Genomic DNA, 25,732 nt, shown 5'->3' with positions numbered 1-25,732 from the left:
CGGGAACCTCCGAGTTCTCCGATGAGCCTCCACGCTCGTACTCTTGACCGGTCATGACTGCCACGCCACGCACCTACGAGGTCCGCACCTACGGGTGCCAGATGAACGTCCACGACTCCGAGCGCCTGACCGGGCTGCTGGAGGACGCCGGCTACGCCCCGGCCGACGACGGCGAGCAGGCCGACGTGGTCGTCTTCAACACCTGCGCGGTGCGGGAGAACGCCGACAACAAGCTCTACGGCAACCTCAGCCACCTGGCGCCGGTCAAGGCGGCCCGGCCCGGCATGCAGATCGCGGTCGGCGGCTGCCTGGCGCAGAAGGACCGCGCCACGATCACCAGCAAGGCGCCCTACGTCGACGTCGTCTTCGGCACCCACAACATCGGCTCGCTGCCGGTGCTGCTGGAGCGGGCCCGGGTCCAGGAGGAGGCGCAGGTCGAGATCCTCGAGTCGCTCGAGGTCTTCCCCTCCACGCTGCCCACCAAGCGCGACTCGGCGTACGCCGCGTGGGTGTCGATCTCGGTCGGGTGCAACAACACCTGCACGTTCTGCATCGTCCCCGCGCTGCGCGGCAAGGAGAAGGACCGCCGCCCCGGCGACATCCTGGCCGAGGTCCGCGCGCTGGTCGACGAGGGCGTCACCGAGGTGACCCTGCTGGGCCAGAACGTGAACGCCTACGGCGTGGAGTTCGGCGACCGACAGGCGTTCAGCAAGCTGCTGCGCGCCTGCGGGGAGATCGAGGGCCTCGAGCGGGTCCGGTTCACCTCGCCGCACCCCGCGGAGTTCACCGACGACGTGATCGAGGCGATGGCGCAGACGCCCAACGTGATGCCCAGCCTGCACATGCCGCTGCAGTCGGGCTCGGACAAGGTGCTGCGCGACATGCGCCGCTCCTACCGCCAGTCGAAGTTCCTCGGCATCATCGAGCGGGTCCGCGCCGCGATGCCGGAGGCGGCGATCACCACCGACATCATCGTCGGCTTCCCCGGCGAGACCGAGGAGGACTTCCAGGCCACCCTCGACGTGGTCCGGGCCGCCCGGTTCTCCAGCGCCTTCACCTTCCAGTACTCCAAGCGCCCCGGTACCCCCGCGGCGATCCTGGAGGACCAGATCTCCCCGGAGGTCGTCAAGGACCGCTACCAGCGCCTGGTCGACGTGGTCACCGAGGTCGCCTGGAACGAGAACAAGCGCCAGGTCGGGCGCCGCGTCGAGCTGATGGTCGCCGAGGGGGAGGGGCGCAAGGACGCCGCCACCCACCGGCTCACCGGCCGGGCCCCGGACAACCGCCTGGTGCACTTCGAGGCCGACTTCTCCGCGCTCGGTGCCGACGCGCCCGCGGTCCGGCCCGGGGACATGGTCACCGTCCAGATCACCTACGCGGCCCCGCACCACCTGGTCGCCGACGGCCCCGTCCTCGCCGTACGCCGCACCCGCTCCGGCGACGCCTGGGAGTCGCGCCACGCCGCCCCGCCCGCCCCCAGCGGCGTCTCGCTGGGCATGCCGGGCCTGGGCGTCCCCGCCCCGCTGCCCCAGGCGCCCGCCTGCGGCTGAGGTTCGCCCCGGAGACGACAGTGCGGTCGATCCGGAGCACTGGGTGCGTGCGATCGACCGCATTCCGCGCCTCGCTCATCCACAGGACCCCGAAGTCCCCTGGATCGCGTCGGCCGTGGCCGCCAGGATCGGCCGATGACCGACTCCGTGACCGGCCTGCTGGCGGACCAGGACGGAGTCGTGGCGCGCCGCCAGGTGAGAGAGCTCGGTCTGACCCAGGCGGACGTGGATCGCTTGCTCAGACGCCGGCAGTGGGCACGGGTGCACCCCGGCGTGTACGTCGAGCACACCGGTCCGCTGACCTGGCAGCAGCGCGCATGGGCGGCCGTCCTCTTCTCGTGGCCCGCGGCCTTGTGTCACTCCTCGGCGTTGCGAGCCGCCGAGGGACCCTCCGGCGTCGGTGCCCGGGGTCTCGGATCGCCGGAGCGGATCGTCCACGTCGGAGTCGACCGTCAGCGTCACCTGGTCGCCCCTCCCGGGGTCCGCGTCCATCGGATCACCGGGCTGACTGAGCGGGCGCTGTGGAGCCTCGGCCCACCCCGGCTGCGCTATGAGGATGCGGTCCTGGACGTGGCATGTGGCGAGCCCGGCGAGCTGGACGCGCTCGGAGTACTCGCCGGGGCGTGCGGCTCGCGTCGCACGACCGCGCCCCGGCTTCTCGAATGCCTCGCCGGGCGGTCGCGGATTCCGCGCCGGGCCTGGTTGGAGGCCGTTCTCACCGACGTGGCCCAGGGGACCAGCTCGGTGCTCGAGCACGGCTACCTCACCCGGGTGGAGCGCCCGCACGGCCTGCCGCGGGCGAAGCGACAGTCGCGCGAGGTCACGGCGTTCGGCGTCGTCTACCGCGACGTGACGTACCACCAGGGCGTCGTCGTCGAGCTCGACGGACGGCTCTTCCACGACGGGGTGCATCAGCGAGACGCCGACCACCAGCGCGATCTCGTGGCCGCGCTGGACGGCCGGGTCACCGTGCGGCTGTCCTACGGGCAGGTCTTCGACCGTCCTTGCCACACGGCCCGCGCCGTGGCGCACCTGCTGCAGCAGCGGGGCTGGCGCGGCTCACCGAGGCGGTGTGCGCCCGCCTGCGGCTGAGCCCACCCGGAGACGACAGTGCGGTCGATCCGAAGCACCACGTGCTTCCGATCGACCGCACTAATCCGATTGATGCCTGCTGAGCCGAGGGCTCAGACCTCGTCGTCCTCGGAGACGACCTCGTCCTCGGGCGTCGCCTCAGGCTCGCCGTCGGGGGCGTAGCGGGTGCCGGTGTCGTCGGAAACCGTCGTCTCGTCGGCCTCGTAGTCACCGGCGGGGCCGGCGCCGCCCTCCTGCTCGATCGGGTCGTCGGTCCCCGGCTGTACGTCGAACTCGCTCACTCGCGTCCACCTCCCGCGCTGTCGTCCTCGCCCGTGCCCGGCATCGTGTTGAACTCCGGACCGCCGGTCGCCTGCTCGGGCGGCGCCTCGCCGGCAGCGGGGTCGTCCGGGGTCAGCGTGGGCCGGGTGCCGTCGGTGTGCGCGGGCTGCCCGGGGCCGGCATGGCCCTGGCGCTCGCTGCTCACCCCCATGTCCCCGGCGAGACCGTCGCGGCCTCCGGCGTTGGGCAGTGACTCGCGTGCTTCCTCGTCGGGCTCGAAGGGCTTCGGTTCACTCATGCCCTCCCGGGTTCCCCGGCGCCGCCGGGCCAAACCGGTCAGGCCGGCGGCTCGTCGGGCTGGTGCGCCTCGGCGGTGTCGTCGTCGGTCTCGGTGCCGGAGTCGACGTCGGGCTCCTGCTGCTTGTCGTCGGCCTCGGTGACGCCCGCCGGGGCCTTGTCCTCCAGAGCGGGGTTGCTCGCCGGCGACGGGTCGGGGATCACCGGGGCATCGGGGATCACGCCGTACTTCTCCTGGTCCTGCACCGAGTCGGCGCCGCCCGGGTACAGCTCCGGCTCCTCGGTGAAGCCGGCCGGCTTCGGGCCCAGCTTGGCCTCCACCGGGTCGGTGCTGGTCTGCTGGTCGGTGTCCTGCTCGGTCATCGCGTTCCCTCCGGGTGGATTCCTCTGCCGCCGAGTCGGTTCCCCACATCGGCGCCGGCCAATCAGCCGGGCCGACTCAGAACCCGTGCGTCAGGTACCGCTCGTGGCCGAAGAGCGCGCCCAGCGCCTTGCGCTCGTGCGGAACCACCGGCTCGGGCAGCGCGTCGAGGGCGTCCAGGCGCACCCAGCGCAGGGCGGCGCACTTCTCCGGCTCGATGATCCGCGGCTCGCCGTGCCAGGAGCGGGCGGTGAAGAAGAAGTCGACCCGCTCGTCGATGGGCTCGCCGCTGGCCGTGCGCTGCATGGTGAACTCGAAGTGCAGGTCCACGTCGGTGACGCCGAGCTCCTCCAGCGCCTCGCGATGCGCCGCGTCGTACGCCGTCTCGCCGCGCTCGACGTGCCCCGCGGCGGCCGCCGCCCAGTGGCCGTCCATGTAACCGGTGCCCTGCCGCAGCTGCAGCAGCACCTCGGGTCCGGCGACCCCGTCGCGCAGCAGGAACACGTAGGACGCGGGCACGACGACGAAGCGTCCGTGATCGGGGGAGTTCACGTTTGGGACACTATCGGCCATGCCCCCCACCCCCGACGCCCCGCCCACGACCCGGGTGCCGATCGTGGCGATCGTCGGGCCGACCGCCTCCGGCAAGACCGAGCTCTCCCTCGACCTCGCCGAGCGGCTGGGCGGCGAGATCGTCAACACCGACGCCATGCAGCTCTACCGCGGGATGGACGTCGGCACCGCCAAGCTCGCCCCGCAGGAGCGCCGGGGGATCGCCCACCACCTGCTCGACCGGCTCTCGGTGCGCGAGCCGGCGAGCGTCGCGGAGTTCCAGCAGTGGGCACGCGAGCTGATCGGCGTGCTGCGCGCGCGCGACACCACGCCGGTGCTGGTGGGCGGCTCGGCCCTCTACACCCGCGCCATCCTGGACCGCTTCGAGTTCCCCGGCACCGACCCCGAGGTACGACGCGCGCTCGAGGCCGACCTGGCCGAGCACGGGTCCGGCGTGATGCACCACCGGCTGCGCGAGGCCGACCCGGAGGCGGCCGAGCGGATCCTGGTGGAGAACGGGCGCCGGATCGTCCGCGCCCTGGAGGTGGTCACGATCACCGGGCGGCCCTACAGCGCCTCGCTGCCCGAGCTCGCCTACGCCGACCCGGCCACCGTGCAGATCGGGGTGGAGATCGACCGGCCCACCCTCGACGCGCGCATCGAGCGACGCGTCGAGGCGATGTTCGAGGCCGGCTTCGTGGCGGAGGTGGAGCGGCTGCTCGACGAGGGGCTGGCCGAGGGCCGTACCGCCGGGCGCGCGATCGGCTACCGCGAGGTGGCCGCGCACCTGGCCGGGGAGATCAGCCTCGACGAGGCGCGCGAGCGCACCGTGGTCGCGACCCGGCGCTTCGCGCGCCGCCAGGACTCCTGGTTCAAGAAGGACCCGAGGATCGTCTGGGTCCGCTTCGACGACCCCGAGCGGGTGCAGACTGCTCTGAGAGCAGTGAAGGAGCACACGTGACCCGCACCCTCTACTACACGGCCAGCTCGATCGACGGCTTCATCGCCGACCCCGACAACTCGCTGTCGTGGCTGCTGTCGCGCGACGTCGACGAGCACGGTCCGATGGGCTACGCCGACTTCATCTCCCGGATCGGGGCGCTGGTGATGGGCGCCACGACCTACCAGTGGCTGCTGGACCACCACGCCGAGGCCGGCACCACCACCTGGGACTACGAGGTGCCGTGCTGGGTGCTCACCCACCGCGACCTGGCGCCGTTCGGGGACGGCGACACCCGCTTCGCCCACGGTGAGGTGGCTCGGCTGCACCCCGACCTGGTGGCGTCCGCGCAGGGCCGCGACGTGTGGGTGGTCGGCGGCGGGGACCTGGCCGGGCAGTTCGCCGACGCCGGCCTGCTCGACGAGGTCTGGGTGCAGTACGCCCCGGTCACCCTCGGCGCGGGCGCGCCGCTGCTGCCGCGTCGCCTCGAGCTGAGCCTGGCCGAGGTCGGCCGGAACCGGGAGCTGGCCTGCGCGCGCTACGACGTGGTGAGCGGCGGCTGAGGGTCCTCTCGGACTGCCCCTCGACAACGGGCTCCCCGGCAGAGCAGGCTGTCCCTCACTTTCCCTCCGCCTGATCTCGGGAGCATCGACATGCGCGCTTCTCGTCCCCTCGCCGCACTGGTTCTGAGCACGTCGCTGGCCACCGCGGCGACCGCGACGCTGGCCCCCGGCGCGGCCACCGCAGCCACCGCGGCCACCACCACCTCCGCGAGCACCGCCGCCGCGGCGCCCACCCGGGAGGCCAGGCCGACGCTGCCCCCGCGCAGCGCCGTACGCCGCGGCTTCGGCGGCGCGGTCAGCACCGTCGACCCCGAGGCCTCCCGGGCCGCGTTGCGGGTGCTGCGCCGCGGCGGCAACGCCACCGACGCCGCGGTGGCCGCGGCCGCCGCCCTGGGCGTGACCGAGCCCTACAGCGCCGGGATCGGCGGGGGCGGCTACTTCGTCCACTACAACGCCAAGACCGGCAAGGTGCAGACCATCGACGGCCGCGAGACCGCGCCGGCGGGGATCCGCTCCGACGCCTTCGTGGACCCCAGCACCGGCGAGCCCTACCGGTTCACCCCCGAGCTGGTCACCAGCGGCGTCGCGGTCGGCGTGCCCGGCACCCCCGCCACCTGGCAGCGGGCGCTGAAGCGCTGGGGGAGCATGCCGCTGCGCGACGCGCTGGAGCCCGCCATCGGGCTGGCCGAGGACGGCTTCGTCGTGGACGGCACGTTCCGCGAGCAGACGCTGGACAACAAGGAGCGCTTCGCCGCGTTCCGCTCCACCCGGCGGCTGTTCCTGCCCAAGGGCGACGCGCCGCGGGTCGGCTCGGTGTTCCGCAACCCGGGACTGGCCCGCACCTACCGGCTGCTGGCCCGCAAGGGGGTGAGCGCCTTCTACCGCGGCGACCTCGCCGGCGACATCGTCCGCACCGTGCGAAAGCCCCCGAAGACGAAGGGCACCACGCTCCCGGTGCCCCCGGGGTCGATGACCCGGCGCGACCTGGCGCGCTTCCAGGTCCGCGACCAGGCGCCGACCAAGATGCGCTACCGCGGCTACGACGTGTACGGGATGGCGCCCTCCTCCTCCGGCGGGACGACCGTCGGCGAGGCGCTGAACATCCTCGAGGCGGCCGTGCCGGCGCCGCGCAGCACCGAGCTGCCGGACCTGCTGCACCGCTACCTCGAGGCCAGTGCGCTGGCCTTCGCCGACCGCGCCGCCCACCTGGGCGACCCCCGGTTCGTCGACGTGCCGGTCGGTGACCTGCTCAGCGACCGCTGGGGAGCCGAGCGCGCCTGCCTGATCGACCCGGACACGGCGATGACCAAGCCCACCGCCGCCGGCGACATCACCTCCTACGACGGGAAGTGCGCGGCCGGGCCGACCGCCGGGCAGCGGGCCGAGGACACCGAGAACGTCTCCACCACCCACCTGACCGTGGCCGACCGCTGGGGCAACGTGGTGGCCTACACGCTCACCATCGAGCAGACCGGCGGCTCGGGGATCGTGGTCCCCGGGCGCGGGTTCCTGCTCAACAACGAGCTGACCGACTTCTCCACCGTCTACGACCCGGCGGACCCCAACCGGATCCAGCCCGGCAAGCGCCCCCGCTCGTCGATGTCGCCGACGATCGTGCTGCGCAACGGCAAGCCGTACGTCGCGCTCGGCTCACCCGGCGGCTCCACGATCATCACCACCGTCCTGCAGATCCTGGTCAACCACCTCGACCGCCGGATGGGGCTGCCCGCGGCGCTCGCGGCGCCGCGCGCCTCGCAGCGCAACACCGCGGCGGTGACCGCGGAGCCGGAGTTCATCGAGGCCTACGGCGACCTGCTCGAGGCCTACGGCCACGTCCTCACTCCGGCCGGCGACGCGTTCACCAGCCAGGCGCAGATCGGCGCGGCGACCGGGATCTCCTTCGGCCCGCGCAGGCTGATGACGGCGGTGGCCGAGCCCACCCGGCGCGGCGGCGGGGCCGCGATGGTGGTGCGGCCCCAGGGCACGCGGGGCAGGTGACGGACGCGACGGGGGTCGGGACGGAGTAATCTCCGCGCATGAGCGAGACCGTCCTGACCTCCGTCGACGACCTCGTCGCGCTGCTCGGGGAGCCCCTCCCGCGGGTGCGCGACAAGGTGCGTGGGGCGCTGGTGGACCTCGACCGGGACTGGCTCGCGGCCTCGCCGCTCTGCGTGCTGGCGACCTCGTCGTCGGACGGCACGTGCGACGCCTCGCCCAAGGGGGACCCGGCCGGTGGCCTGGTCCATGTCATCGACGACCGCACGATCGCGCTCGCCGAGCGCCCCGGCAACCGGCGTGCCGACGGCTACCGCAACATCCTCGAGAACCCCCACGTCGGCCTGCTCTTCGTCATCCCCGGCCGCGGCGACACGCTGAGGATCAACGGCCGGGCCCGGCTGGTGACCGACGCGCCGTTCTTCGACGAGATGGTCGTGCGCGGGCACCGCCCGGTGCTGGCCGTGGTCGTCGACATCGACGAGGTGTACCACCACTGCGCCAAGGCGTTCCTGCGTGCGCAGCTGTGGGACCCTGAGACCTGGGACCCGAACGGCTCCGTGCCGCCCCGCGCCGTCCTCGCGCACCGCCTCGACGTGCCCGACCGGAGCATCGAGGAGCTCGAGGCCTACTACGGTCCCGCCTACGCCGAAGGGATCTACGGCTGATGAGCTACCCCTTCCTCAAGGGCCACGGCACCGAGAACGACTTCGTGCTGCTCCCGGACCACGACGGCACCGTGCACGGCGACCTGCCCGCCGAGCGGGTGGTCGCCCTGTGCGACCGGCGCGCCGGCCTCGGCGCGGACGGCGTGATCCGGGTGATCCGCACCGCCGCGATGCCCGCGCCGTACCGCGAGCGCGCCGACGAGGCCGAGTGGTTCATGGACTACCGCAACTCCGACGGCTCGCTCTCGGAGATGTGCGGCAACGGCGTGCGCGTGCTCGCCCGGCACCTGATCGACGAGGGGCTCGTCGACGCACGCGCCCCGTTCGCGATCGCGACCCGGGACGGGATCAAGGGGCTCTCGGTCGACGCGTCGGGCCTGCTCACCGTCGACATGGGCACGCCGCGGGTGCTGGGGGAGTCGAAGGTGGCCGTGGGGGAGCGCTCCTGGGCCGCCCGCAACGTCGACATGGGCAACCCGCACGCGGTCGCCTTCGTCGACGACCTCGCCGACGCCGGCCGACTGCTCGACGAGCCCGTCTACGACGCGAGCGTGTACCCGCGCGGGGTCAACGTCGAGTTCGTGGTCCGCCGCGGTGAGCGCCACGTCGCGATGCGGGTCCACGAGCGCGGCTCGGGGGAGACCCGCTCGTGTGGGACCGGAGCCTGCGCGGTGATGGTCGCCGCGGCCCTGGCCGACGGCGCGCAGGAGCCGCCGCGTCACGACACCCGCTACCGCGTCGACGTGCCCGGCGGCGAGCTCGCAGTGACCTGGACCTCGACGGACCGGGTGCTGCTCACCGGTCCCGCCGTGATCGTGGCCCGAGGCACCAGCGTGCTGTGAGTCCGCTGGTCCAGTCCGCAGGTTTGGAACTGGCCCGCACAGAGCAGAAGGCCCCCGCAACCACCTGAGCAAGGAGCAGCATGTCCGACGACCAGTCCCGTGGGGACGACAACCTGGGCGAGAACCCGAGCCCCCAGGCGCCCCCGCCCTGGATCCCCTCCGCAGACGAGGCACCGACGCGACGTCCCGGGATGGGAGGCGCGCCCGGCAACCCCGGCGCCGCCGACCCCGGGATCCCCGGGATCCCCGGGATCCCCGGGCAGCCGGCACAGCCGTCCTTCGGCAAGCCCGCCTACGGCCAGCCCTCCTACGACCAGCCGCAGGCGCCGTACGGCCAGCAGCAGCCCCCCGCCTACGGCCAGCAGGCGCCCTACGGCGCCCAGCCGCCGTACGGCCAGCCGGGCCAGCCGGGCCAGCCCGGTCAGCCCGGCTACCCCCAGCAGCCCTACGGCCAGCAGGGGCAGCCGCCGTACGGCCAGCCCGGATACGGCGGCGGCTACCCCGGTGCCCCGTCGGGCCCCGGCGGGTACGGCGGCGGACCCGGCGGTGGCGGCCCCAAGAAGAACCGGACCGTCCTCTACGTCGCGGTCGCGGTGCTCGTGGTCCTGCTCGGGGTGGGCGGCACGGCGCTCGCCGTCGCGATGAGCGGCGACGACAAGGACACCAAGGCCAAGGGCGGCGACACCAGCGAGAAGGCCGACCCCAGCGAGGACGCCTCGGCCGACGAGCCGAGCGAGGACGCCTCTGAGGACGCCGAGGGCGAGGGCGAGGGTGCCGGCGCGGAGGGCACCGACGGCGAGCCGGCGTTCACGGTGACGCCGAACGGCGACAAGTTCACCGCCGAGGAGAGCTACGAGGTCCCCGAGGTGTGCAACGGCGACGCGATGAACAACGCGGCCGCCTACGACGCCGCCAGCCCGAAGGTGTGGGTCTTCCAGTACAACGAGACGGCCGACTACTGGCGCGCCACCGGAGCCAACTCCAACTACCGCAACGACTGGGCGCCCGAGTACGACAAGTTCAAGGAACTGAGCGTCATCGGGTGCATGAAGGTCATCGAGGGCACCCAGGAGACGATCAAGCAGTGCACGGCCGAGGACTACGAGGGCGAGAAGTTCACCTACGACTACCAGTCGGCGAAGTTCCAGCTGGTGTTCGTGGAGGCCAAGACCGCCGAGCAGATCCACGACGGCGGGGTGGTCACCGCGACGGCCGGCAACTGCCCCAGCTACGTCGCCTCGGACACCAAGACCGAGATCGCGCTGCCTGACGACGGCGAGATCGAGGCACTGGTCGACGAGTTCGTCGAAGCGGGTTCCTGACCCAGCGGCGCACGCACAGCCATCGGGGCTGGGTGCAGGTGGCACTAGACCATCGGCACCCAGCCCCTATGCTTCGGCCCATGATGGACATCACAGGAGCCAGCGCAATCGTCACCGGCGGAGCCTCGGGGATCGGCGCAGCCGCCGCCCGTCAGCTCGCCGCCCGGGGAGCCAAGGTCGTCGTCGCCGACCTGCAGGCCGACAAGGGCGAGGCACTCGCCGCCGAGATCGGGGGCGAGTTCGCCAAGGTCGACGTCACCGACACCGCCCAGATCCAGGCCGCGGTGGAGAAGGCCGTCGAGCTCGGCCCGCTGCGCGCGGTGGTCAACTCGGCCGGGATCGGCTGGGCCCAGCGCACCATCGGCCGCGACGGCCAGTTCTCCTCCGCTCACGACCTCGCGGCGTTCAGCAAGGTCATCGCGATCAACCTGATCGGCACCTTCGACTGCGTGCGGCTGGCCGCCACCGCGATGGGCCGCAACGAGCCGACCGCCACCGGTGAGCGCGGCGCCATCGTCAACCTCGCCAGCGTCGCGGCCTTCGACGGCCAGATCGGGCAGGCCGCGTACTCCGCCTCCAAGGGCGGCGTCGTCGGGATGACCCTGCCCGTCGCCCGCGACCTGGCCGCGGCCGGGATCCGCCTCAACACCGTGGCGCCGGGCCTGATCGACACCCCCATCTACGGCGAGGGACCCGACTCCGAGGCGTTCAAGGCCAAGCTGGGGGAGAGCGTGCTGTTCCCCAAGCGGCTCGGTGACGCCGACGAGCTGGCCAGCATGGTCGTGGAGTGCCTGCTCAACACCTACATGAACGGCGAGACCGTCCGCGTGGACGGCGGGATCCGGATGCCTCCGAAGTGAGGCGTCACAGCCCCCGCAGGTGAGCCAGCGCCCCCCGCTCGAAGGTGCGCACCTCGGCGAGCTCCAGGTGGGGCAGCCGGGGGGCGAGCTCGGCCCAGAGCTCGTCCATCTGGGCCGAGCTGCCGAGCTGGAGCACGGCGTGCCCGCCGGGGGCCAGGTGGGTGTCGGCGACAGCCAGACAGGAGCGGGCGAGGTCGAGGCCGAGGTCGCCGCCGTCGATCGCGAGCACCGGGTCCCCGGGGAAGTCGGTGACCTCCGCGCGTCGTACCCACGGCGGGTCGGCCAGGATCAGCGCGAACCTCTCCTCGGGGGCGAGCGCCTCCTGCATCGGCGCGCAGCGCAGGTCGACGGCGATGCCGGCGTCCGCGGCGTTCTCGCGGGCGAAGGCGCAGGCCACCGGGTCCACGTCGACCTGGACGAGATCGCGGCCCGTCAGCCTGGCCAGCGCCAGCCCCATGTGCCCGGCGCCGCTGCAGATCTCCAGCGCCGGGCCGGCCGGGGCGCTCGCGGACAGCTCGGCGAGCCACTGCGGCTGGGCCAGGGTCCAGGGCCTCGGCTCGAGGATCCGCTGGTCCCACCGGATCCGCAGCCCACCGAACTCGAGCTCGCGGGTGTCCGGACGGGTGCTCTGCTGCATCGACGCTCCTAGCTGGAATGGCGTCCGGTACGTCGGGTACCGGACCCCGGTGACTGTCCCCGTGTCTGCCCTCGGCGAAACCGCGTCGCTTTCCGGCGCGCGCCGATCTACCCTGGTGAGCGTATGACTAACGCACACGACTTCAACCTTGACGCCGAGCTCGCCGCCACCCAAGCGTGGGAGCGCGAGGACCACGACGACGACACTGGCCCCGACGACTTCGAGTCCGGGTACGCCGACCCGGACGAGACCGACGAGAACACCGACGAGGACCGTGTCTCCCTCGACGGCCCCGACCCCGAGGAGCTCACCCTCGGCGCCCAGGAGCTGGCCGAGCGCCACGCCCTGCGCCGGGTGGCCACGCTGCGCACCGAGCTGGAGGACATCAGCGAGGTCGAGTACCGCCAGCTGCGCCTGGAGCGCGTGGTGCTGGTCGGCGTGTGGACCGACGGCAGCGTCGAGGACGCCGAGAACTCGATGGCCGAGCTCGCGCTGCTCGCCGAGACCGCCGGCTCGGAGGTCCTCGACGCGATCTATCAGCGCCGTCAGCGCCCCGACCCGGCCACCTACATCGGCCGCGGCAAGGTCGACGGACTGCGCGAGATCGTGCAGGCCAACGGCGCCGACACCGTCATCCTCGACGGCGACCTGGCGCCCAGCCAGCTGAGGAACCTCGAGGACAAGCTCAAGGTCAAGTGCGTCGACCGGACCGCGCTGATCCTCGACATCTTCGCCCAGCACGCGAAGTCGCGCGAGGGCCAGGCACAGGTCGAGCTCGCCCAGCTGCAGTACATGAAGCAGCGGCTGCGCGGCTGGGGTGGCAACCTCTCGCGCCAGGCCGGCGGCCGCGCCGCCGGCGGCGAGGGCATCGGTGGCCGTGGCCCCGGTGAGACCAAGATCGAGACCGACCGGCGTCGGATCAACACCAAGATCGCCAAGCTGCGCCGCGACCTGCGCGACATGAAGGGCACCCGCGACACCAAGCGCGCCGAGCGGGTGCGCCACTCGGTCCCCAGCGTCGCCATCGCGGGCTACACCAACGCCGGCAAGTCGAGCCTGCTCAACCGGCTCACCGACGCGGGCGTGCTGGTCGAGGACTCGCTGTTCGCCACCCTCGACCCCACCACCCGTCGTACGACGACCTCGGACGGGCGCATCTACACGATGTCCGACACCGTCGGCTTCGTGCGCCACCTGCCCCACCAGCTCGTGGAGGCGTTCCGCTCGACGCTGGAGGAGGTCGCCCAGTCCGACCTCGTGCTCCACGTCGTCGACGGCTCGCACCCCGACCCGGAGGGCCAGATCGCTGCGGTGCGCGAGGTGCTGGCCGAGATCGGCGCCGACAAGGTGCCCGAGCTGATCGTGGTCAACAAGGCCGACGCCGCCGACCCGATGGTCATCGCGCGCCTGCGTCAGCGTGAGCCGCACTCGGTCGTGGTCAGCGCCCGCACCGGCGAGGGCATCGCCGAGGCGCTCGCGGTGATCGAGTCCGAGCTTCCCCGACCCGAGGTGGAGTTCTCCGTGCTGCTGCCCTACGAGCGCGGCGACCTGGTGAACCGGATCCACCAGCAGGGTGAGATCGGCTCCCTGGAGCACACCGCCGACGGCACCCGGGTCACCGGGCGCGCCCACGAGGATCTGGCCGGTGAGCTGGCGGCTTACGCGCTCTAGCCTCCGGCCGGGGTCAGGCGCCCCGGCGTGTCGGACCCGGATTCGGTGACTCAGGGCACGTCAGGGAAGATGGCGCACATGTCACGTGGTGTTGTCGTACGTCTGCTGCTTGTCCTCGGCCTGTTGGCCGGCTGTGCGGCCATCGCCATCAAGGTCGAGCCCCGTCTGGGCCTCGACCTGCGTGGCGGTGCGCAGTACATCCTCCAGGTGGAGGACTCCGACAAGGCCGAGGCCAACGAGGAGAACGTCGACAAGGTCATCGAGGTGCTGCGCGGGCGCGTCGACGCGCTCGGTGTCGCCGAGCCGACCCTGGTCCGTCAGGGCGAGGACCGGATCCTGGTGGAGATGCCCGGCATCTCCAAGGAGGACGCCACCTCGGCCGAGGAGGTGCTCGGCCAGACCGCCCAGCTGACCATCAACCCGGTGATCGCCACGGTGGCCCCGGCGGCGGAGGGCCAGCCCGCGCCCAAGCCCAAGAAGGGCAACTTCATCTACCCCGAGGCCGACACCGAGGGCGCCTCGCTGCTCGAGGTCGGTCCGGCCGCGCTGCAGGGCGACGAGATCAAGAACGCCGAGGCGGCGATGCGCGAGATCCAGTGGGTGGTGAACATCGACTTCACCAGCCAGGGCTCCAAGGCCTTCGGCGAGCTCAGCGCCGCGGCCGCCTGCGCCACCGGCGACCCGAACCGGATCGCGATCGTCCTGGACGGTCAGGTCATCTCCTCCCCGACGGTCAACGTGAACTGCGGCAGCCGGATCACCGGCAGCACCGAGATCAGCGGCAACTTCGACGCCGAGAGCGCCAAGGAGCTCGCGATCCTGATCGAGGGCGGCTCGCTGCCGCTGCCGGTCGAGTTCATCTCCGAGCGCCAGGTCGGCCCCACCCTGGGTGACGCCGCCATCGACGCCTCCATCGAGGCGGGCATCATCGGCCTGATCCTGACCGGGCTCTTCATCATCATCGTCTACCGCCTCGTCGGCTTCCTGGCCACGCTCGCGCTGACCACCTACGCGCTGCTCTCCTTCGCGCTCCTGCTCGCCTTCGGCGCCACGCTCACCCTGCCCGGCCTGGCCGGCTTCGTGCTGGCCATCGGCATGGCGATCGACGCCAACGTGCTCGTCTTCGAGCGCGCCCGCGAGGAGTACGCCGCCAACCGGGCCGCCGGGATGCGCAAGGCGCTCAAGGTCGGCTTCGACAAGGCGTGGAGCGCGATCATCGACTCCAACGTCACCACGCTGCTCGCCGCCGGGCTGCTGTTCTTCCTGGCCTCGGGCCCGGTCAGGGGCTTCGGGGTGACGCTGTCCATCGGCGTCGTGGCCTCGATGGTCTCCGCGCTGATCATCGCCCGGGTGCTTACCGAGGTCGGCGTGAGCGTCCCCTTCGTCCGCAAGCGCCCGGCGATCACCGGGCTCGCCGACACCGGTCGCGCCCGCAAGTGGCTCGAGCGCAAGAACCCCGACCTGATGTCGCGCAGCAAGCTGTGGCTGGGCATCTCCGGCGCGGCGCTGGTGTTCGCCCTCGCCGGCATCGTCACCCAGGGGCTGAACCTCGGCGTGGAGTTCACCGGCGGGCGCACCATCGACTACTCGCTGAGCCAGGAGGTCTCGGTCGACGAGGCCCGCAGCGCCGTCGCCGACGCGGGCTTCCCCGAGGCGGTCGTCCAGGGCGCCGACACCGGCGACATCACCGTGCGCACCGGCAAGATCACCGACGCCGAGGCCGACTCGATCCAGGCGGCCCTCGCCGAGATCGGCGGCGAGGTCACCGTCGAGGACAGCCAGGAGATCGGGGCCAGCCTCGGCAACGAGCTGCGCGACAAGGCGCTGATCGCCTTCGGCATCGCCCTGCTGGCCCAGATGCTCTACCTGGCGATCCGGTTCAAGTGGACGATCGGTCTCTCCGCGGTGGCCGCGATGGCCCACGACGTGCTGATCGTGGTCGGCGTCTTCGCCTGGCTCGGCAAGCCCATCGACGGGGTCTTCCTGGCCGCCGCGATGACGATCATCGGCCTCTCGGTCAACGACACCGTGGTGGTCTTCGACCGCATCCGCGAGCGCTGGTACGCCTCGCGCGACGAGAAGTACGAGACCGTCGCCAACACCGCCTGCCTGGAGACCATGCCGCGCACGATCAACACCGGCCTCGGCACGATGTTCATCCTCGCCGCCCTGGCCGTGCTCGGCGGCGACTCGCTGCGCGACTTCTCCATCGCGCTGCTGCTGGGTCTGATCATCGGCACCTACTCGTCGGTGTTCACCGCGACGCCGCTGTCGATCATGCTGCAGCGCAAGTGGCCGATGTCGCGGGCCGCGAAGGTCAAGGTCGTGCGCGCCCCCGAGGACTCCGGAGCGGTCGTCTGAGCCGTCCGTCCCCAGCCCGCCGACGGCCGTGTCCGGCTGTCGGCGGGCGCGGTTAGGGTTCTTGGGTGCCCGCAGCGACCTCCCCGTCCGATCCGAGCCCGCACGCCCCCGAGCGGCCCGCGGCGTCGGCGGGCGCCCAGCGGGTCCGTGAGCTGCTCGCCTCGGCCGTCTCGGCCCTCGGCGGCAGCGAACGCACCGGCCAGATCCAGATGGCCGAGGCCGTCGCCGACGCGATGGAGCAGGGCCAGCACCTGCTCGTCCAGGCCGGCACCGGCACCGGCAAGTCGCTGGGCTACCTGGTGCCCAGCCTGCTGCACGAGAGCCGCGTGGTCGTCGCGACCGCCACCCTGGCCCTGCAGCACCAGCTCGTCGAGCGCGACCTGCCGCGGCTGATGGAGGCGGTCGGCGACCTCGTCGACGACACGTCGTACGCCGTGCTCAAGGGCCGCTCCAACTACGCCTGCCTGCACCGCATCCGCGAGGGCGTGCCCGACGACCAGGGGGCGCTGGTCGACCTCCCCGAGTCCTCCCAGGGCGCCGAGGTGCTCCGGCTGCGGGCCTGGGCCGAGGAGGAGGCGGAACGGGCCGGCACCGGCGAGCGCGACGCCGCGCCCCGGCACACCGAGCGGATCTGGCGCCAGGTCAGCGTCAGCGCCCGGGAGTGTCTCGGCGCCACCCGGTGCGCGTACGGCGCGGAGTGCTTCGCCGAGCGGGCCAAGGAGCGGGCGGCCAAGTCCCAGCTGATCATCACCAACCACTCGCTGCTCGCCATCGACGCCATCGAGGGCGTGCCGATGATCCCCGACTACGACGTCGTGGTCATCGACGAGGCCCACGAGCTGACCGCGCGGGTGACGCAGGCCGCCACCGACGAGATCACCGTCAGCGAGATCGAGCGGGCCTCGCGGCGCGCCCAGCGCCACGTGGACGGCGACCAGGCCGACGAGCTCGGCGACGCCGGCGAGGCCCTGGCCGACGCGCTGGCCGGCATCGACGCCGGGCGGATCCAGCGGATGCCCGAGGCGCTCTCCGACGCCCTCGTCCTGGTCCGCGACGCCGCCCGCGCCTGCATCTCGGCCTTCCCCAAGGACGGCGAGGGGGAGGCCGACGCCGGTAGGACCCAGGCCAAGGGGATGGTCCAGGAGCTGTTCACCCACGCCGAGCGGATGGCGGCCGACCTCGAGTCCGACGTGCTGTGGCTCTCCGAGGCCCGCGACCGGATCCCCGCCCGGCTCTGCGTGGCCCCGCTGCAGGTGTGGGGCCAGATGCGCGACAAGCTGCTGCGCGAGAAGACGGTGGTGTTCACCAGCGCCACCCTGATGCTGGGCGGCGACTTCAACTCGGTGGCCACCAGCGTCGGGCTCAAGCCCTCCGAGCGCGACACGGTGCTCGGCGAGCGGGCCGCGTCACCGCCCGAGGGGGTGCTCCCGTGGCGCGGGCTCGACGTCGGCTCGCCCTTCGACTACGGCCGCCAGGGCATCCTCTACGTCGCGCGCCACCTGCCGCCCCCGGGTCGCGACGGGCTGGGCGAGCGTCAGCTCGACGAGATCGTGGAGCTCATCGACGCCTCCGACGGGCGCGCGCTGGGGCTGTTCTCCTCGCGCCGCGCCGCCGAGGCGGCCGCGGAGGCGGTCCGGGCCCGGCTGCCACACCTGACCACGCTGGCCCAGGGCGACGCCCAGCTGCCGGAGCTGGCCAAGCAGTTCGTCGAGGACCCGCACACCTGCCTGTTCGGCACGCTCAGCCTGTGGCAGGGCCTCGACGTGCCCGGCGACACCTGTCAGCTGGTGCTGATCGACCGGATCCCGTTCCCGCGCCCCGACGACCCGCTGATGTCGGCGCGCCAGCAGGCGGTCGACAAGTCCGGCGGCAACGGCTTCATGCAGGTGGCCGCCACCCACGCCGCGCTGCTGCTGGCCCAGGGGGCCGGCCGGCTGATCCGGACCACCTCCGACAAGGGCGTCGTCGCGATCCTGGACCCACGGCTGGCCACGGCCCGCTACGGCGGCTTCCTCAAGGCGAGCCTGCCGGCGATGTGGCCGACCACCGACCCGGCCGTGGTCCGCAAGGCGCTCAAGCGCCTCTCCGAGAGCGAGTGAGCCCGGGCCTCAGATGAACGCCGAGGCCACCACGAACGCCACCAGCGAGATCACCAGGATCAGCGCCGTCAGCCGCGCCCAGGCCGGGGGACCGGACGGGCGGAGGTGGGTGGTCGGCAGGTCGGCCCCACGCAGCTCCGGAGGCAGGCTCGGGTCCTGTCCCGGCGACGCGGGCCTGCCCCGCTGGCGGCTGCGCAGGTAGTGGAGCATCGAGGCGACCCAGTCGTCGACCTGGGCCATGTCGTAGGACGCCTCCTGGCGGCGCACCGTGAAGCGGACGTCGAGGAGGTCGTCGGTCGACACGGCCGGTGGCGACTGCGCGATCGCGGCCTGCACCCGGGCGATGAACGCGTCGACCTCCGCGGGGTCGTAGCCCTCGCGGAACCTGCGAGCGGTGAAGCGGGGCGCGAGATCCATGTGCAGACGCTAGCGCGCCGTGCGGTGCCCTCGTCGGGCGCTCCAGCGATCCCCGACCCAGAAGCCGATCAGCACCACCAGCCAGCCGACGACCACGTCGAGGACCCAGTGGTTGCCGGTGCCCACGATGACGACCGCGGTGACCAGCGCGTAGGCCCAGCCCAACGACCTGATCCACACTCCGCGGACCTCACGGTGCACCGCGAGCGCCACCCAGAGCGCCCAGCCGGCGTGCAGCGACGGGAAGGCGGCCAGCTGGTTGGTGAGGTCGCCGAACCCCTTGGGTGCCGAGGCCTCGCCACCCCACCAGCCGTCGGCGGCGTGCAGGTGCAGGACGTCGACGTAGCCGTCCACCAGCCGCGGGGGAGCGGTGGGGAGCAGCAGGTACATCGCCAGGCCCAGGACGGTGGCGACGAGCAGCGCCGTACGCGCCGGGACGTAGGCGGCGCGGCCCCGTAAGTAGAGCCAGACCAGGGCGACGAGCGTGACGACGTAGTGGGTGGTGGCGTACCAGTAGGAGGCGGCCAGGCCCACCCAGGAGACCGCGACGAACCACTGGTTGAGGCCGGCCTCGACGTCGAGGCCGACCAGGCTCTCCAGGTGCAGCAGCTGGACCGCGCGCTCTCGCGCCGGCTCGAAGGAGTCGTCGGCCACCAGGCGACTGGCGCTGTAGGCGACGTAGAGGCTGGCCAGCACCGCGAGCTCGAGGAGCCCGCGCCGCAGACGCGGCCGGGTCGCGAGGGTGGAGCGCCCTGCCGTCCGGTGGGCGGCGGCGGTCGGGGGCTGTCTCGCGATCGTCACTTCCCCATTCTCCCGCGAGCTCGTCGGATCCGCATCAGGAATGACCCTGAGCGGGCCCGTGCCCGATCCGAGGGTCACATGCGGCGCAGGACCGCCGTGACCTTACCGAGGATCGTCGCATGGGTCCCGTCAATAGGGTCGTACGCCGTGTTGTGCGGGAGCAGCCACACCTGGCCGTCCTTGCGCTGGAACGTCTTCACCGTGGCCTCGCCGTCGATCATCGCCGCCACGATCTCCCCGTTGTTGGCGGTCGGCTGCTGGCGGATCACGACGTAGTCCCCGTTGCAGATGGCCGCGTCGATCATCGAGTCACCGGCCACCTCGAGCAGGAACAGCGTGCCGTCGCCGACGAGCTGCTTGGGCAGCGGGAACACGTCCTCGACGCGCTCCTCGGCCAGGATCGGCCCGCCGGCGGCGATCCGGCCGACCATCGGCACGTTGATCGCCGCGGGCATCGCGTCGCCGATGCCGGTCGGGTCGAAGTCCTCCTCGGCGACCGGGTCCGGCGCCGACATGGAACGGCGTGCGGCCATCACCTCGGGCAGGAAGACCTCGATGGCCCGGGGGCGGTTGGGGTCGCGCTTGAGGAAGCCCTTCTCCTCGAGCACCTTCAGCTGGTGCGCCACCGACGAGGAGCTGGTCAGCCCGACCTTCTCGCCGATCTCGCGCATGCTCGGCGGGTAGCCGCGCATCTCGATGGAGTCGCGGATGACGTTGAGGACCCGCTGCTGGCGCGGGGTCAGGCCGGTGGCGTCGGGGGGCCCGTCCGGCAGCACCGCGACCTTGGCGCCGCCCTTGCCGGCGCCCTTGGCGCGCGCCTTGGCGGGAGTGGACGCGCTGGTGCGGCCCCCGTCGTCCGAGCCCGTTCCTCTGGCCATCTGTGTGCCTCTCTGCTTCGGGGCGGTGTGAGCGCCGGCCGCGCCGTCGCGTCCGCCGATGCTCCCTACCGTAGACCGCCGACACCGGCAGGTTCAAACATCTGTTCGAAGGGGCGTGTCGCCCTCGCCAGGCCGGTGAACTCGAACGCATGTTCGGCGTTTCTCTTGCCCTATTCGAACACATGCTCTAAGTTCGCTCGTATGTTCGATCGAACGCCTGATCGAACGGATGCCTTTCAAGCGACATGCCCGATCAGGTGACTCGGAGACGCTTCCTCACGCGGCCGGCGACAGCGGCTCGCACCGGGACTGTCGGTGGTCGCTTGTAGACACAGACCGACACGGCAGCACTGCCGGGCAACCGCCCGGCCCTGACGCCGCCTTCCCCTGGAGGTCCCCATGAGCAGCACCGCAGTCCACCCGGCCGCACCGTCGTTGGCCGCACAGTCACTGGCCGCACAGCCCGTTGCCCGCCCCGTCTCGCGTCCCGCCCGCCCCGTGGCCGGGCCGGTGCGGCTGACCCGTCGCGGGAGGGCGGTGATCCTGGGCGGCGCCGTCTCGCTGCTGCTGGCGGTAGGGGTGGTGCTCGGTGACGGCTCCGTCGCCACGCAGAGCGCCGGGCAGGCACCGGACACCCGGATCGTCGCGGTCGGGCCCGGTGACACGCTGTGGGGGATCGCCAGCGAGATCGCCTCGCCGGGGGATACCCGCGAGGTGGTCGACGAGATCCAGCGGCTCAACGCCCTCGACTCGGCCGCGGTGATGTCCGGTCAGCGGTTGCGCGTGCCCGTGCGCGACTGAGCGATCAGCGCGCTGCCCGTCGGCCCCCGGTGGGGCGCGGCGCCTCGTCGGGGCGTCGCGTGACGCCGAGCTCGCGCAGGGCGTGGCTGCCGAGCAGCAGGGCGGCGAAGAGACAGGCGATGGCGCCGAGGCAGGCCAGTGCCAGGAAGCCCCAGGCGGCGGAGTCGCCGGCCCGTGCCGTGCTGCCGAAGTCGATGGCAGCGCTGACGAGGTAGCCCCACGCCACCACCGTCACCGTGATCCCCAGTGCCAGCGCCATGAGCAGGCCGCGCCGCCTGCGCGGCGCGGCCATCGCACGACGGGCCCCTGCTCGCTTGCCGCCACTGCCCGTGCTCACGCTCACGATTCTCCTCTGAGTTCCGCTGGCAAGGGTAAGGCTCCTCCCTGTGGGCCCAGCGGTCAGCCGTCCGGGGAGGTCCGATGGCTACTGCGTGACGAGGTTGTAGCTGACCAGCTCGGTGCCGTTGCCGTCGATCGACTCGATGATCGCGGTGTCGGGGCCCTTGACCAGGACGTGCGCCGAGCTGCCCGGCGTGGTGTTGTCCTGCCAGCCCTTCTCCACGAACCGCGCCACCGCCTCGCCGGCGGCGTCGGCGCCCTCGCTGTCGGGGGCGACGAGGATGCTGAAGCTGGTTCCGTCGTCGGCCTTCTCCGAGTTCGTCGAGACCAGCTCGCCCTCGATCAGCGGCGCGTCCTGCTCCGGGTAGCCCTCCGGCAGTGCGTCCGGGTCCGGCACCTCTCCGGTGCCGCTGGGGGACTCCAGGCTCGAGGGCTCCTGCTCGGAGTCTCCCTCGGAGCTGCAGGCGGCCAGGCTCAGGCCGGGGATCAGCAGCAGGGACAGGGCCAGGGCTCCGGTGCGCGACGTACGACGACTCATAGGGTCACCTTCGGGTTAGGGATCGGTGTCGGGAGTCAGTCAAGCAGGTCGCCGCGCCGGGGCCGGAGTCTCTGGCCCGCGGGGCACGCAACCCCGCTGACCTGCGCTTTCGCGCCTGGTGATTCGCGGCCCGGAGACTGGTCCGGACGACACGCCGGGCCCGCTTGCCTTAACTCCGGCCCGGGCGTACGGTTCCACTACATCTAGTAGTTACACCGTTGTGCTTATCCACATCTAGTTCACAGTCGGCTAGGGGATGGTCCACAGGTAACCGCTTGTTGTCCACAGAAGAAGCCGATTTCTCCACAGCCATGACCACACCCTCCGGGTGCCTCGTGGCATGCCCACGAGAGGAGCACCCGCGATGCACTGTCCCTACTGCCGGAACACCGACACCAAGGTGCTCGACTCCCGGGTCGCAGATGACGGCGGCTCGATCCGCCGTCGCCGTACCTGCTCGGCATGCAAGAAGCGGTTCACGACCGTGGAGCAGATGCAGCTGACCGTGCTCAAGCGGTCGGGTGCCACCGAGCCGTTCACCCGGGAGAAGGCGATCTCCGGTGTCCGCAAGGCCTGCAAGGGCCGGCCGGTCACCGCGGACCAGCTCGACTGTCTGGGACAGACGGTGGAGGACACCCTGCGCAGCGACGGCTGGGCCGAGGTGCCCGCACACGAGGTCGGCCTGGCCATCCTCGGGCCCCTGCGCGAGCTGGACGAGGTCGCCTATCTCCGCTTCGCGAGCGTCTACCGGGCCTTCGAGTCCGCCGACGACTTCGTCGCCGAGATCGAGCGGCTGCGCACGGAGCGGGAGCCGCTCAGCGACGCCACTGTCGGTGGCGTGCGCGATCCTCAGCCCACGGGCTGACCACAGACCGCCCGGCACGTAGTGGGGAAGCTGCGTGCCGGGCGCACCACTCAGTACCACCCCTCGCGGGGACCACCAGGCCCGCGAGGACGACGAAGAAGTCACCAGGAACAAGGAGAGCCCCATGACGGAGACTGTCAGCGGATCCAGGCGCAAGGCCGGAGCAGCATTGAAGATCGAGCGAGTCTTCAGCACCAAGGGCGTGCACCCCTACGACGAGATCACCTGGGAGCGGCGCGACGTCGTCCAGACCAACTGGAAGACCGGCGCGGCCGTCTTCGAGCAGCGCGGGGTCGAGTTCCCCGACTTCTGGAGCGTCAACGCCTCCACGATCGTCACCACCAAGTACTTCCGCGGCGCCGTCGGCACCGACGCCCGCGAGACCAGCCTCAAGCAGCTCGTCGACCGGGTGGTGAAGACCTACACCAAGGCCGGCCTCGAGCACGGCTACTTCGCCTCCGCCGCGGACGCCGAGATCTTCGAGCACGAGCTGACCTGGCTGCTCGTGCACCAGTACTTCTCCTTCAACTCTCCTGTCTGGTTCAACGTCGGCACCCCCTCCCCGCAGCAGGTCAGCGCGTGCTTCATCCTCTCGGTCGACGACTCGATGGACTCGATCCTGAACTGGTACAAGGAAGAGGGCTTCATCTTCAAGGGCGGCTCCGGCGCCGGCCTCAACCTCTCCCGGATCCGCTCCTCCAAGGAGCTGCTCTCCTCGGGCGGTACGGCGAGCGGCCCGGTCTCCTTCATGCGCGGCGCCGACGCCTCCGCCGGCACCATCAAGTCCGGTGGCGCGACCCGCCGCGCGGCCAAGATGGTCGTGCTCGACGTGGACCACCCCGACATCGTGGAGTTCGTCGAGACCAAGGCGCGCGAGGAGGACAAGATCCGCGCGCTGCGCGACGCCGGGTTCGACATGGACCTCGGTGGCAAGGACATCACCTCGGTGCAGTACCAGAACGCCAACAACTCGGTGCGGGTCAGCGACGAGTTCATGCGCGCGGTCGAGGAGGGCACCGAGTTCGGCCTGCGCTCGCGTGGCACCGGCGAGGTCATCGAGACCGTCGACGCCCGCGAGCTGTTCTCGAAGATCTCGACGGCCGCCTGGGAGTGCGCCGACCCGGGTCTGCAGTACGACGACACGATCAACGACTGGCACACCAACCCCGAGACGGGCCGGATCACCGCGTCCAACCCGTGCTCGGAGTACATGTCGCTGGACAACTCCTCGTGCAACCTCGCCTCGCTGAACCTGCTGAAGTTCCTCAAGGACGACGACACCTTCGACGGTGAGCTGTTCGGCAAGGCGGTCGAGCTGATCATCACCGCGATGGACATCTCGATCTGCTTCGCGGACTTCCCGACCGAGTCGATCGGCGCCACCACCCGCGACTACCGCCAGCTCGGCATCGGCTACGCCAACCTCGGCGCGCTGCTGATGGCGATGGGGCTGGGCTACGACTCCGACGGCGGGCGCGCGATGGCCGCGGCGATCACCTCGCTGATGACCGGCACGTCGTACAAGCGCTCGGCCGAGCTGGCCGGGATCGTCGGCCCCTACAACGGCTACGCCCGCAACGCCGAGGCCCACAAGCGCGTGATGCGCAAGCACCAGGCCGCCAACGACACGCTGCGTCCGCTGCACCTCGCCGACGAGCAGGTGCACAAGCTGGCGACGAAGGCCTGGGACGCGGTCATCAAGTCGGGCGAGAAGCTCGGCTTCCGCAACGCGCAGGCCTCGGTGCTCGCGCCGACCGGCACCATCGGCTTCATGATGGACTGCGACACCACCGGCATCGAGCCGGACTTCTCGCTGGTGAAGTTCAAGAAGCTCGTCGGTGGCGGCTCGATGCAGATCGTCAACCAGACGGTGCCGCGGGCGCTGCGCAAGATGGGCTACCAGCCCGAGCAGGTCGAGGCAATCGTCGCCTACATCGCCGAGCACGGTCACGTCGTCGACGCGCCGAGCCTCAAGGCCGAGCACTACGAGGTCTTCGACTGCGCGATGGGCGCCCGCGCCCTCAAGCCGATGGGCCACGTCCGGATGATGGCGGCCTGCCAGCCGTTCCTCTCCGGGGCCATCTCCAAGACCGTGAACCTGCCCGAGTCGGCCACCGTCGAGGAGGTCGAGGACATCTACCTGCAGTCCTGGAAGCTGGGGCTGAAGGCGACCGCGATCTACCGCGACAACGCCAAGGTCGGCCAGCCGCTGTCGGGCGGCAAGGGCGACAACAAGGGCGAGGACTCCAACAAGTCCGCGGTCGTGGAGACCAAGGTCGTGGAGAAGGTCGTCTACGCGCCGACCCGCAAGCGCCTGCCGAAGTCGCGCGCCTCGCGCACCACGTCGTTCACCGTCGGCGGCGCCGAGGGCTACATGACCTCGGGTGCCCACGACGACGGCGAGCTCGGCGAGGTCTTCCTCAAGCTCGGCAAGCAGGGCTCGACCCTGGCCGGCGTGATGGACGCGTTCTCGATCGCGGTCAGCATCGGCCTGCAGTACGGCGTGCCGCTGGAGACCTACGTCTCGAAGTTCACCAACCTGCGCTTCGAGCCGGCCGGTCTGACCGACGACCCGGACGTGCGGATGGCGCAGTCGATCATGGACTACATCTTCCGTCGCCTGGCGCTGGACTACATGACCTTCGAGGACCGCTCCGCGCTCGGCATCTACTCCGCCGAGGAGCGTCAGCGCCACCTCGAGACCGGCTCCTACGAGCCGATCGTGGAGACCGGCTCCGCCGCCGAGCTCGTCGACGAGCCCGCCACCGGCCTGCCCGAGGTGCCCGTCGAGACCAAGGACACCCACGGCGGCGAGCAGCGCGAGATCCCGGCGCAGCCCGCCCAGGAGGCGCACACCTCCACCGAGCTGATGGAGAAGATCACCGGCACCGCCATCGACAGCCCGCTGTGCTTCACCTGCGGGACCAAGATGCGCCCGGCCGGCTCCTGCTACGTGTGCGAGGGCTGCGGCAGCACCAGCGGCTGCAGCTGACCCGAGACACACAGACACGCACGAGGGCTG

25 protein-coding genes are annotated in these 25,732 nt (G+C 71.7%); 15 read left to right on the top strand and 10 right to left on the bottom strand.

Features of this window, described 5'->3' with window-relative positions; all coding sequences use genetic code 11:
• Positions 1-53: 53 nt before the first annotated feature.
• Both miaB and AC6EI4_RS08065 read left to right on the top strand, forming a co-directional pair.
• Positions 54-1,550 carry a tRNA (N6-isopentenyl adenosine(37)-C2)-methylthiotransferase MiaB gene (gene miaB, locus AC6EI4_RS08070; RefSeq protein ID WP_498451140.1) on the top strand — a complete coding sequence of 499 codons (1,497 nt, stop codon included), beginning with the start codon at positions 54-56 and terminating at the stop codon, positions 1,548-1,550.
• A gap of 135 nt (positions 1,551-1,685) precedes the next feature.
• Entirely contained in the window at positions 1,686-2,642 is a 957-nt protein-coding gene (locus tag AC6EI4_RS08065; RefSeq protein ID WP_498451139.1) for a hypothetical protein, read from the top strand.
• A 92-nt stretch (positions 2,643-2,734) separates the two neighbouring features.
• On the opposite strand, the gene AC6EI4_RS08060 is transcribed toward AC6EI4_RS08065, so the two are convergent.
• The 4 genes from AC6EI4_RS08060 to AC6EI4_RS08045 all read right to left on the bottom strand — a co-directional run bounded on the left by AC6EI4_RS08060 (position 2,735) and on the right by AC6EI4_RS08045 (position 4,113).
• Positions 2,735-2,923 carry a hypothetical protein gene (locus tag AC6EI4_RS08060; RefSeq protein ID WP_498451138.1) on the bottom strand — a complete coding sequence of 63 codons (189 nt, stop codon included), beginning with the start codon at positions 2,921-2,923 and terminating at the stop codon, positions 2,735-2,737.
• Positions 2,920-3,201 carry a hypothetical protein gene (locus tag AC6EI4_RS08055; protein ID WP_498420995.1) on the bottom strand — a complete coding sequence of 94 codons (282 nt, stop codon included), beginning with the start codon at positions 3,199-3,201 and terminating at the stop codon, positions 2,920-2,922. The genes AC6EI4_RS08060 and AC6EI4_RS08055 overlap by 4 nt, the downstream gene beginning before the upstream one ends.
• Positions 3,202-3,239: 38 nt before the next feature.
• Positions 3,240-3,563 carry a hypothetical protein gene (locus AC6EI4_RS08050; protein ID WP_498420997.1) on the bottom strand — a complete coding sequence of 108 codons (324 nt, stop codon included), beginning with the start codon at positions 3,561-3,563 and terminating at the stop codon, positions 3,240-3,242.
• Between the two features lie 76 nt (positions 3,564-3,639).
• Complete coding sequence (locus AC6EI4_RS08045; RefSeq protein WP_498420999.1) at positions 3,640-4,113, bottom strand: NUDIX domain-containing protein; 474 nt, start codon at positions 4,111-4,113, stop codon at positions 3,640-3,642.
• Positions 4,114-4,132: 19 nt separating this feature from the next.
• Here AC6EI4_RS08045 and miaA point away from each other — a divergent pair, with 19 nt between their 5' ends.
• From miaA to AC6EI4_RS08010, 7 genes are all read left to right on the top strand, one after another.
• On the top strand, positions 4,133-5,074 hold the full coding sequence (gene miaA / locus AC6EI4_RS08040; RefSeq protein ID WP_498451137.1) for a tRNA (adenosine(37)-N6)-dimethylallyltransferase MiaA: 942 nt from the start codon (positions 4,133-4,135) through the stop codon (positions 5,072-5,074).
• Positions 5,071-5,616, top strand: a complete 546-nt coding sequence (locus AC6EI4_RS08035; protein WP_498451136.1) for a dihydrofolate reductase family protein — start codon at positions 5,071-5,073, stop codon at positions 5,614-5,616. The genes miaA and AC6EI4_RS08035 overlap by 4 nt, the downstream gene beginning before the upstream one ends.
• Positions 5,617-5,706: 90 nt before the next feature.
• The gene (gene ggt, locus AC6EI4_RS08030) at positions 5,707-7,614 is read left to right on the top strand and encodes a gamma-glutamyltransferase (protein WP_498451135.1); all 1,908 of its coding nucleotides are present in this window, start codon (positions 5,707-5,709) and stop codon (positions 7,612-7,614) included.
• Between the two features lie 38 nt (positions 7,615-7,652).
• A complete protein-coding gene (locus tag AC6EI4_RS08025; RefSeq protein ID WP_498421004.1) occupies positions 7,653-8,279 on the top strand; it encodes an MSMEG_1061 family FMN-dependent PPOX-type flavoprotein in 627 nt (208 codons plus the stop codon).
• Positions 8,279-9,121 carry a diaminopimelate epimerase gene (gene dapF, locus AC6EI4_RS08020; RefSeq protein ID WP_498451134.1) on the top strand — a complete coding sequence of 281 codons (843 nt, stop codon included), beginning with the start codon at positions 8,279-8,281 and terminating at the stop codon, positions 9,119-9,121. The genes AC6EI4_RS08025 and dapF overlap by 1 nt, the downstream gene beginning before the upstream one ends.
• Before the next feature lie 80 nt (positions 9,122-9,201).
• Positions 9,202-10,443 (top strand): hypothetical protein, encoded by a 1,242-nt coding sequence (locus AC6EI4_RS08015; RefSeq protein ID WP_498421006.1) that lies wholly within the window; start codon positions 9,202-9,204, stop codon positions 10,441-10,443.
• A gap of 83 nt (positions 10,444-10,526) precedes the next feature.
• Complete coding sequence (locus AC6EI4_RS08010; RefSeq protein ID WP_498421684.1) at positions 10,527-11,303, top strand: SDR family NAD(P)-dependent oxidoreductase; 777 nt, start codon at positions 10,527-10,529, stop codon at positions 11,301-11,303.
• 4 nt (positions 11,304-11,307) lie between these two features.
• On the opposite strand, the gene AC6EI4_RS08005 is transcribed toward AC6EI4_RS08010, so the two are convergent.
• On the bottom strand, positions 11,308-11,940 hold the full coding sequence (locus AC6EI4_RS08005; RefSeq protein WP_498451133.1) for a methyltransferase domain-containing protein: 633 nt from the start codon (positions 11,938-11,940) through the stop codon (positions 11,308-11,310).
• 123 nt (positions 11,941-12,063) lie between these two features.
• Between AC6EI4_RS08005 and hflX the strand changes: the two genes are divergently transcribed.
• The 3 genes from hflX (at position 12,064) to AC6EI4_RS07990 (ending at position 18,071) form a co-directional block, all read left to right on the top strand.
• Entirely contained in the window at positions 12,064-13,611 is a 1,548-nt protein-coding gene (hflX, locus tag AC6EI4_RS08000; RefSeq protein ID WP_498451132.1) for a GTPase HflX, read from the top strand.
• A gap of 78 nt (positions 13,612-13,689) precedes the next feature.
• The gene (gene secD, locus AC6EI4_RS07995; RefSeq protein WP_498451131.1) at positions 13,690-15,972 is read left to right on the top strand and encodes a protein translocase subunit SecD; all 2,283 of its coding nucleotides are present in this window, start codon (positions 13,690-13,692) and stop codon (positions 15,970-15,972) included.
• Between the two features lie 65 nt (positions 15,973-16,037).
• Entirely contained in the window at positions 16,038-18,071 is a 2,034-nt protein-coding gene (locus AC6EI4_RS07990) for an ATP-dependent DNA helicase (RefSeq protein WP_498421014.1), read from the top strand.
• Positions 18,072-18,080: 9 nt separating this feature from the next.
• Here the strand turns inward: AC6EI4_RS07990 and AC6EI4_RS07985 are convergent, their stop codons facing one another.
• The 3 genes from AC6EI4_RS07985 to lexA all read right to left on the bottom strand — a co-directional run bounded on the left by AC6EI4_RS07985 (position 18,081) and on the right by lexA (position 20,167).
• On the bottom strand, positions 18,081-18,488 hold the full coding sequence (locus AC6EI4_RS07985; RefSeq protein WP_498421015.1) for a DivIVA domain-containing protein: 408 nt from the start codon (positions 18,486-18,488) through the stop codon (positions 18,081-18,083).
• A 9-nt stretch (positions 18,489-18,497) separates the two neighbouring features.
• Complete coding sequence (locus tag AC6EI4_RS07980) at positions 18,498-19,289, bottom strand: phosphatase PAP2 family protein (protein ID WP_498421018.1); 792 nt, start codon at positions 19,287-19,289, stop codon at positions 18,498-18,500.
• 74 nt (positions 19,290-19,363) lie between these two features.
• The gene (gene lexA / locus AC6EI4_RS07975; RefSeq protein WP_498451130.1) at positions 19,364-20,167 is read right to left on the bottom strand and encodes a transcriptional repressor LexA; all 804 of its coding nucleotides are present in this window, start codon (positions 20,165-20,167) and stop codon (positions 19,364-19,366) included.
• 399 nt (positions 20,168-20,566) lie between these two features.
• Here lexA and AC6EI4_RS07970 point away from each other — a divergent pair, with 399 nt between their 5' ends.
• Positions 20,567-20,968: a LysM peptidoglycan-binding domain-containing protein gene (locus tag AC6EI4_RS07970; protein ID WP_498451129.1), complete on the top strand. Its 402-nt coding sequence runs from the start codon at positions 20,567-20,569 to the stop codon at positions 20,966-20,968.
• Positions 20,969-20,972: 4 nt separating this feature from the next.
• On the opposite strand, the gene AC6EI4_RS07965 is transcribed toward AC6EI4_RS07970, so the two are convergent.
• Positions 20,973-21,305, bottom strand: coding sequence for a hypothetical protein (locus AC6EI4_RS07965; protein ID WP_498421023.1), 333 nt, complete (start codon positions 21,303-21,305; stop codon positions 20,973-20,975).
• 87 nt (positions 21,306-21,392) lie between these two features.
• On the bottom strand, positions 21,393-21,845 hold the full coding sequence (locus AC6EI4_RS07960; RefSeq protein WP_498451128.1) for a hypothetical protein: 453 nt from the start codon (positions 21,843-21,845) through the stop codon (positions 21,393-21,395).
• Between the two features lie 364 nt (positions 21,846-22,209).
• Between AC6EI4_RS07960 and nrdR the strand changes: the two genes are divergently transcribed.
• Entirely contained in the window at positions 22,210-22,710 is a 501-nt protein-coding gene (nrdR, locus tag AC6EI4_RS07955) for a transcriptional regulator NrdR (RefSeq protein WP_498421028.1), read from the top strand.
• Positions 22,711-22,834: 124 nt separating this feature from the next.
• Positions 22,835-25,702 carry a vitamin B12-dependent ribonucleotide reductase gene (locus AC6EI4_RS07950; protein ID WP_498421030.1) on the top strand — a complete coding sequence of 956 codons (2,868 nt, stop codon included), beginning with the start codon at positions 22,835-22,837 and terminating at the stop codon, positions 25,700-25,702.
• The last annotated feature ends 30 nt before the right edge of the window (positions 25,703-25,732 follow it).

This window comes from Nocardioides sp. Z43_10 (assembly GCF_059766615.1).
Note: the sequence above shows the minus strand (reverse complement) of the source record. Positions and strands in the feature narration are given on the sequence as shown.

Bases quoted from the DNA above. Each gene is read 5' to 3' on its own strand.
- miaB (WP_498451140.1), top strand. From the start codon at position 54: ATGACTGCCACGCCACGCACCTACGAGGTCCGCACCTACGGGTGCCAG.
- AC6EI4_RS08065 (WP_498451139.1), top strand. From the start codon at position 1,686: ATGACCGACTCCGTGACCGGCCTGCTGGCGGACCAGGACGGAGTCGTG.
- AC6EI4_RS08055 (WP_498420995.1), bottom strand. From the start codon at position 3,201: ATGAGTGAACCGAAGCCCTTCGAGCCCGACGAGGAAGCACGCGAGTCA.
- AC6EI4_RS08050 (WP_498420997.1), bottom strand. From the start codon at position 3,563: ATGACCGAGCAGGACACCGACCAGCAGACCAGCACCGACCCGGTGGAG.
- miaA (WP_498451137.1), top strand. From the start codon at position 4,133: ATGCCCCCCACCCCCGACGCCCCGCCCACGACCCGGGTGCCGATCGTG.
- ggt (WP_498451135.1), top strand. From the start codon at position 5,707: ATGCGCGCTTCTCGTCCCCTCGCCGCACTGGTTCTGAGCACGTCGCTG.
- AC6EI4_RS08025 (WP_498421004.1), top strand. From the start codon at position 7,653: ATGAGCGAGACCGTCCTGACCTCCGTCGACGACCTCGTCGCGCTGCTC.
- dapF (WP_498451134.1), top strand. From the start codon at position 8,279: ATGAGCTACCCCTTCCTCAAGGGCCACGGCACCGAGAACGACTTCGTG.
- AC6EI4_RS08015 (WP_498421006.1), top strand. From the start codon at position 9,202: ATGTCCGACGACCAGTCCCGTGGGGACGACAACCTGGGCGAGAACCCG.
- AC6EI4_RS08010 (WP_498421684.1), top strand. From the start codon at position 10,527: ATGGACATCACAGGAGCCAGCGCAATCGTCACCGGCGGAGCCTCGGGG.
- AC6EI4_RS08005 (WP_498451133.1), bottom strand. From the start codon at position 11,940: ATGCAGCAGAGCACCCGTCCGGACACCCGCGAGCTCGAGTTCGGTGGG.
- hflX (WP_498451132.1), top strand. From the start codon at position 12,064: ATGACTAACGCACACGACTTCAACCTTGACGCCGAGCTCGCCGCCACC.
- secD (WP_498451131.1), top strand. From the start codon at position 13,690: ATGTCACGTGGTGTTGTCGTACGTCTGCTGCTTGTCCTCGGCCTGTTG.
- AC6EI4_RS07985 (WP_498421015.1), bottom strand. From the start codon at position 18,488: ATGGATCTCGCGCCCCGCTTCACCGCTCGCAGGTTCCGCGAGGGCTAC.
- lexA (WP_498451130.1), bottom strand. From the start codon at position 20,167: ATGGCCAGAGGAACGGGCTCGGACGACGGGGGCCGCACCAGCGCGTCC.
- AC6EI4_RS07970 (WP_498451129.1), top strand. From the start codon at position 20,567: ATGAGCAGCACCGCAGTCCACCCGGCCGCACCGTCGTTGGCCGCACAG.
- AC6EI4_RS07960 (WP_498451128.1), bottom strand. From the start codon at position 21,845: ATGAGTCGTCGTACGTCGCGCACCGGAGCCCTGGCCCTGTCCCTGCTG.
- nrdR (WP_498421028.1), top strand. From the start codon at position 22,210: ATGCACTGTCCCTACTGCCGGAACACCGACACCAAGGTGCTCGACTCC.
- AC6EI4_RS07950 (WP_498421030.1), top strand. From the start codon at position 22,835: ATGACGGAGACTGTCAGCGGATCCAGGCGCAAGGCCGGAGCAGCATTG.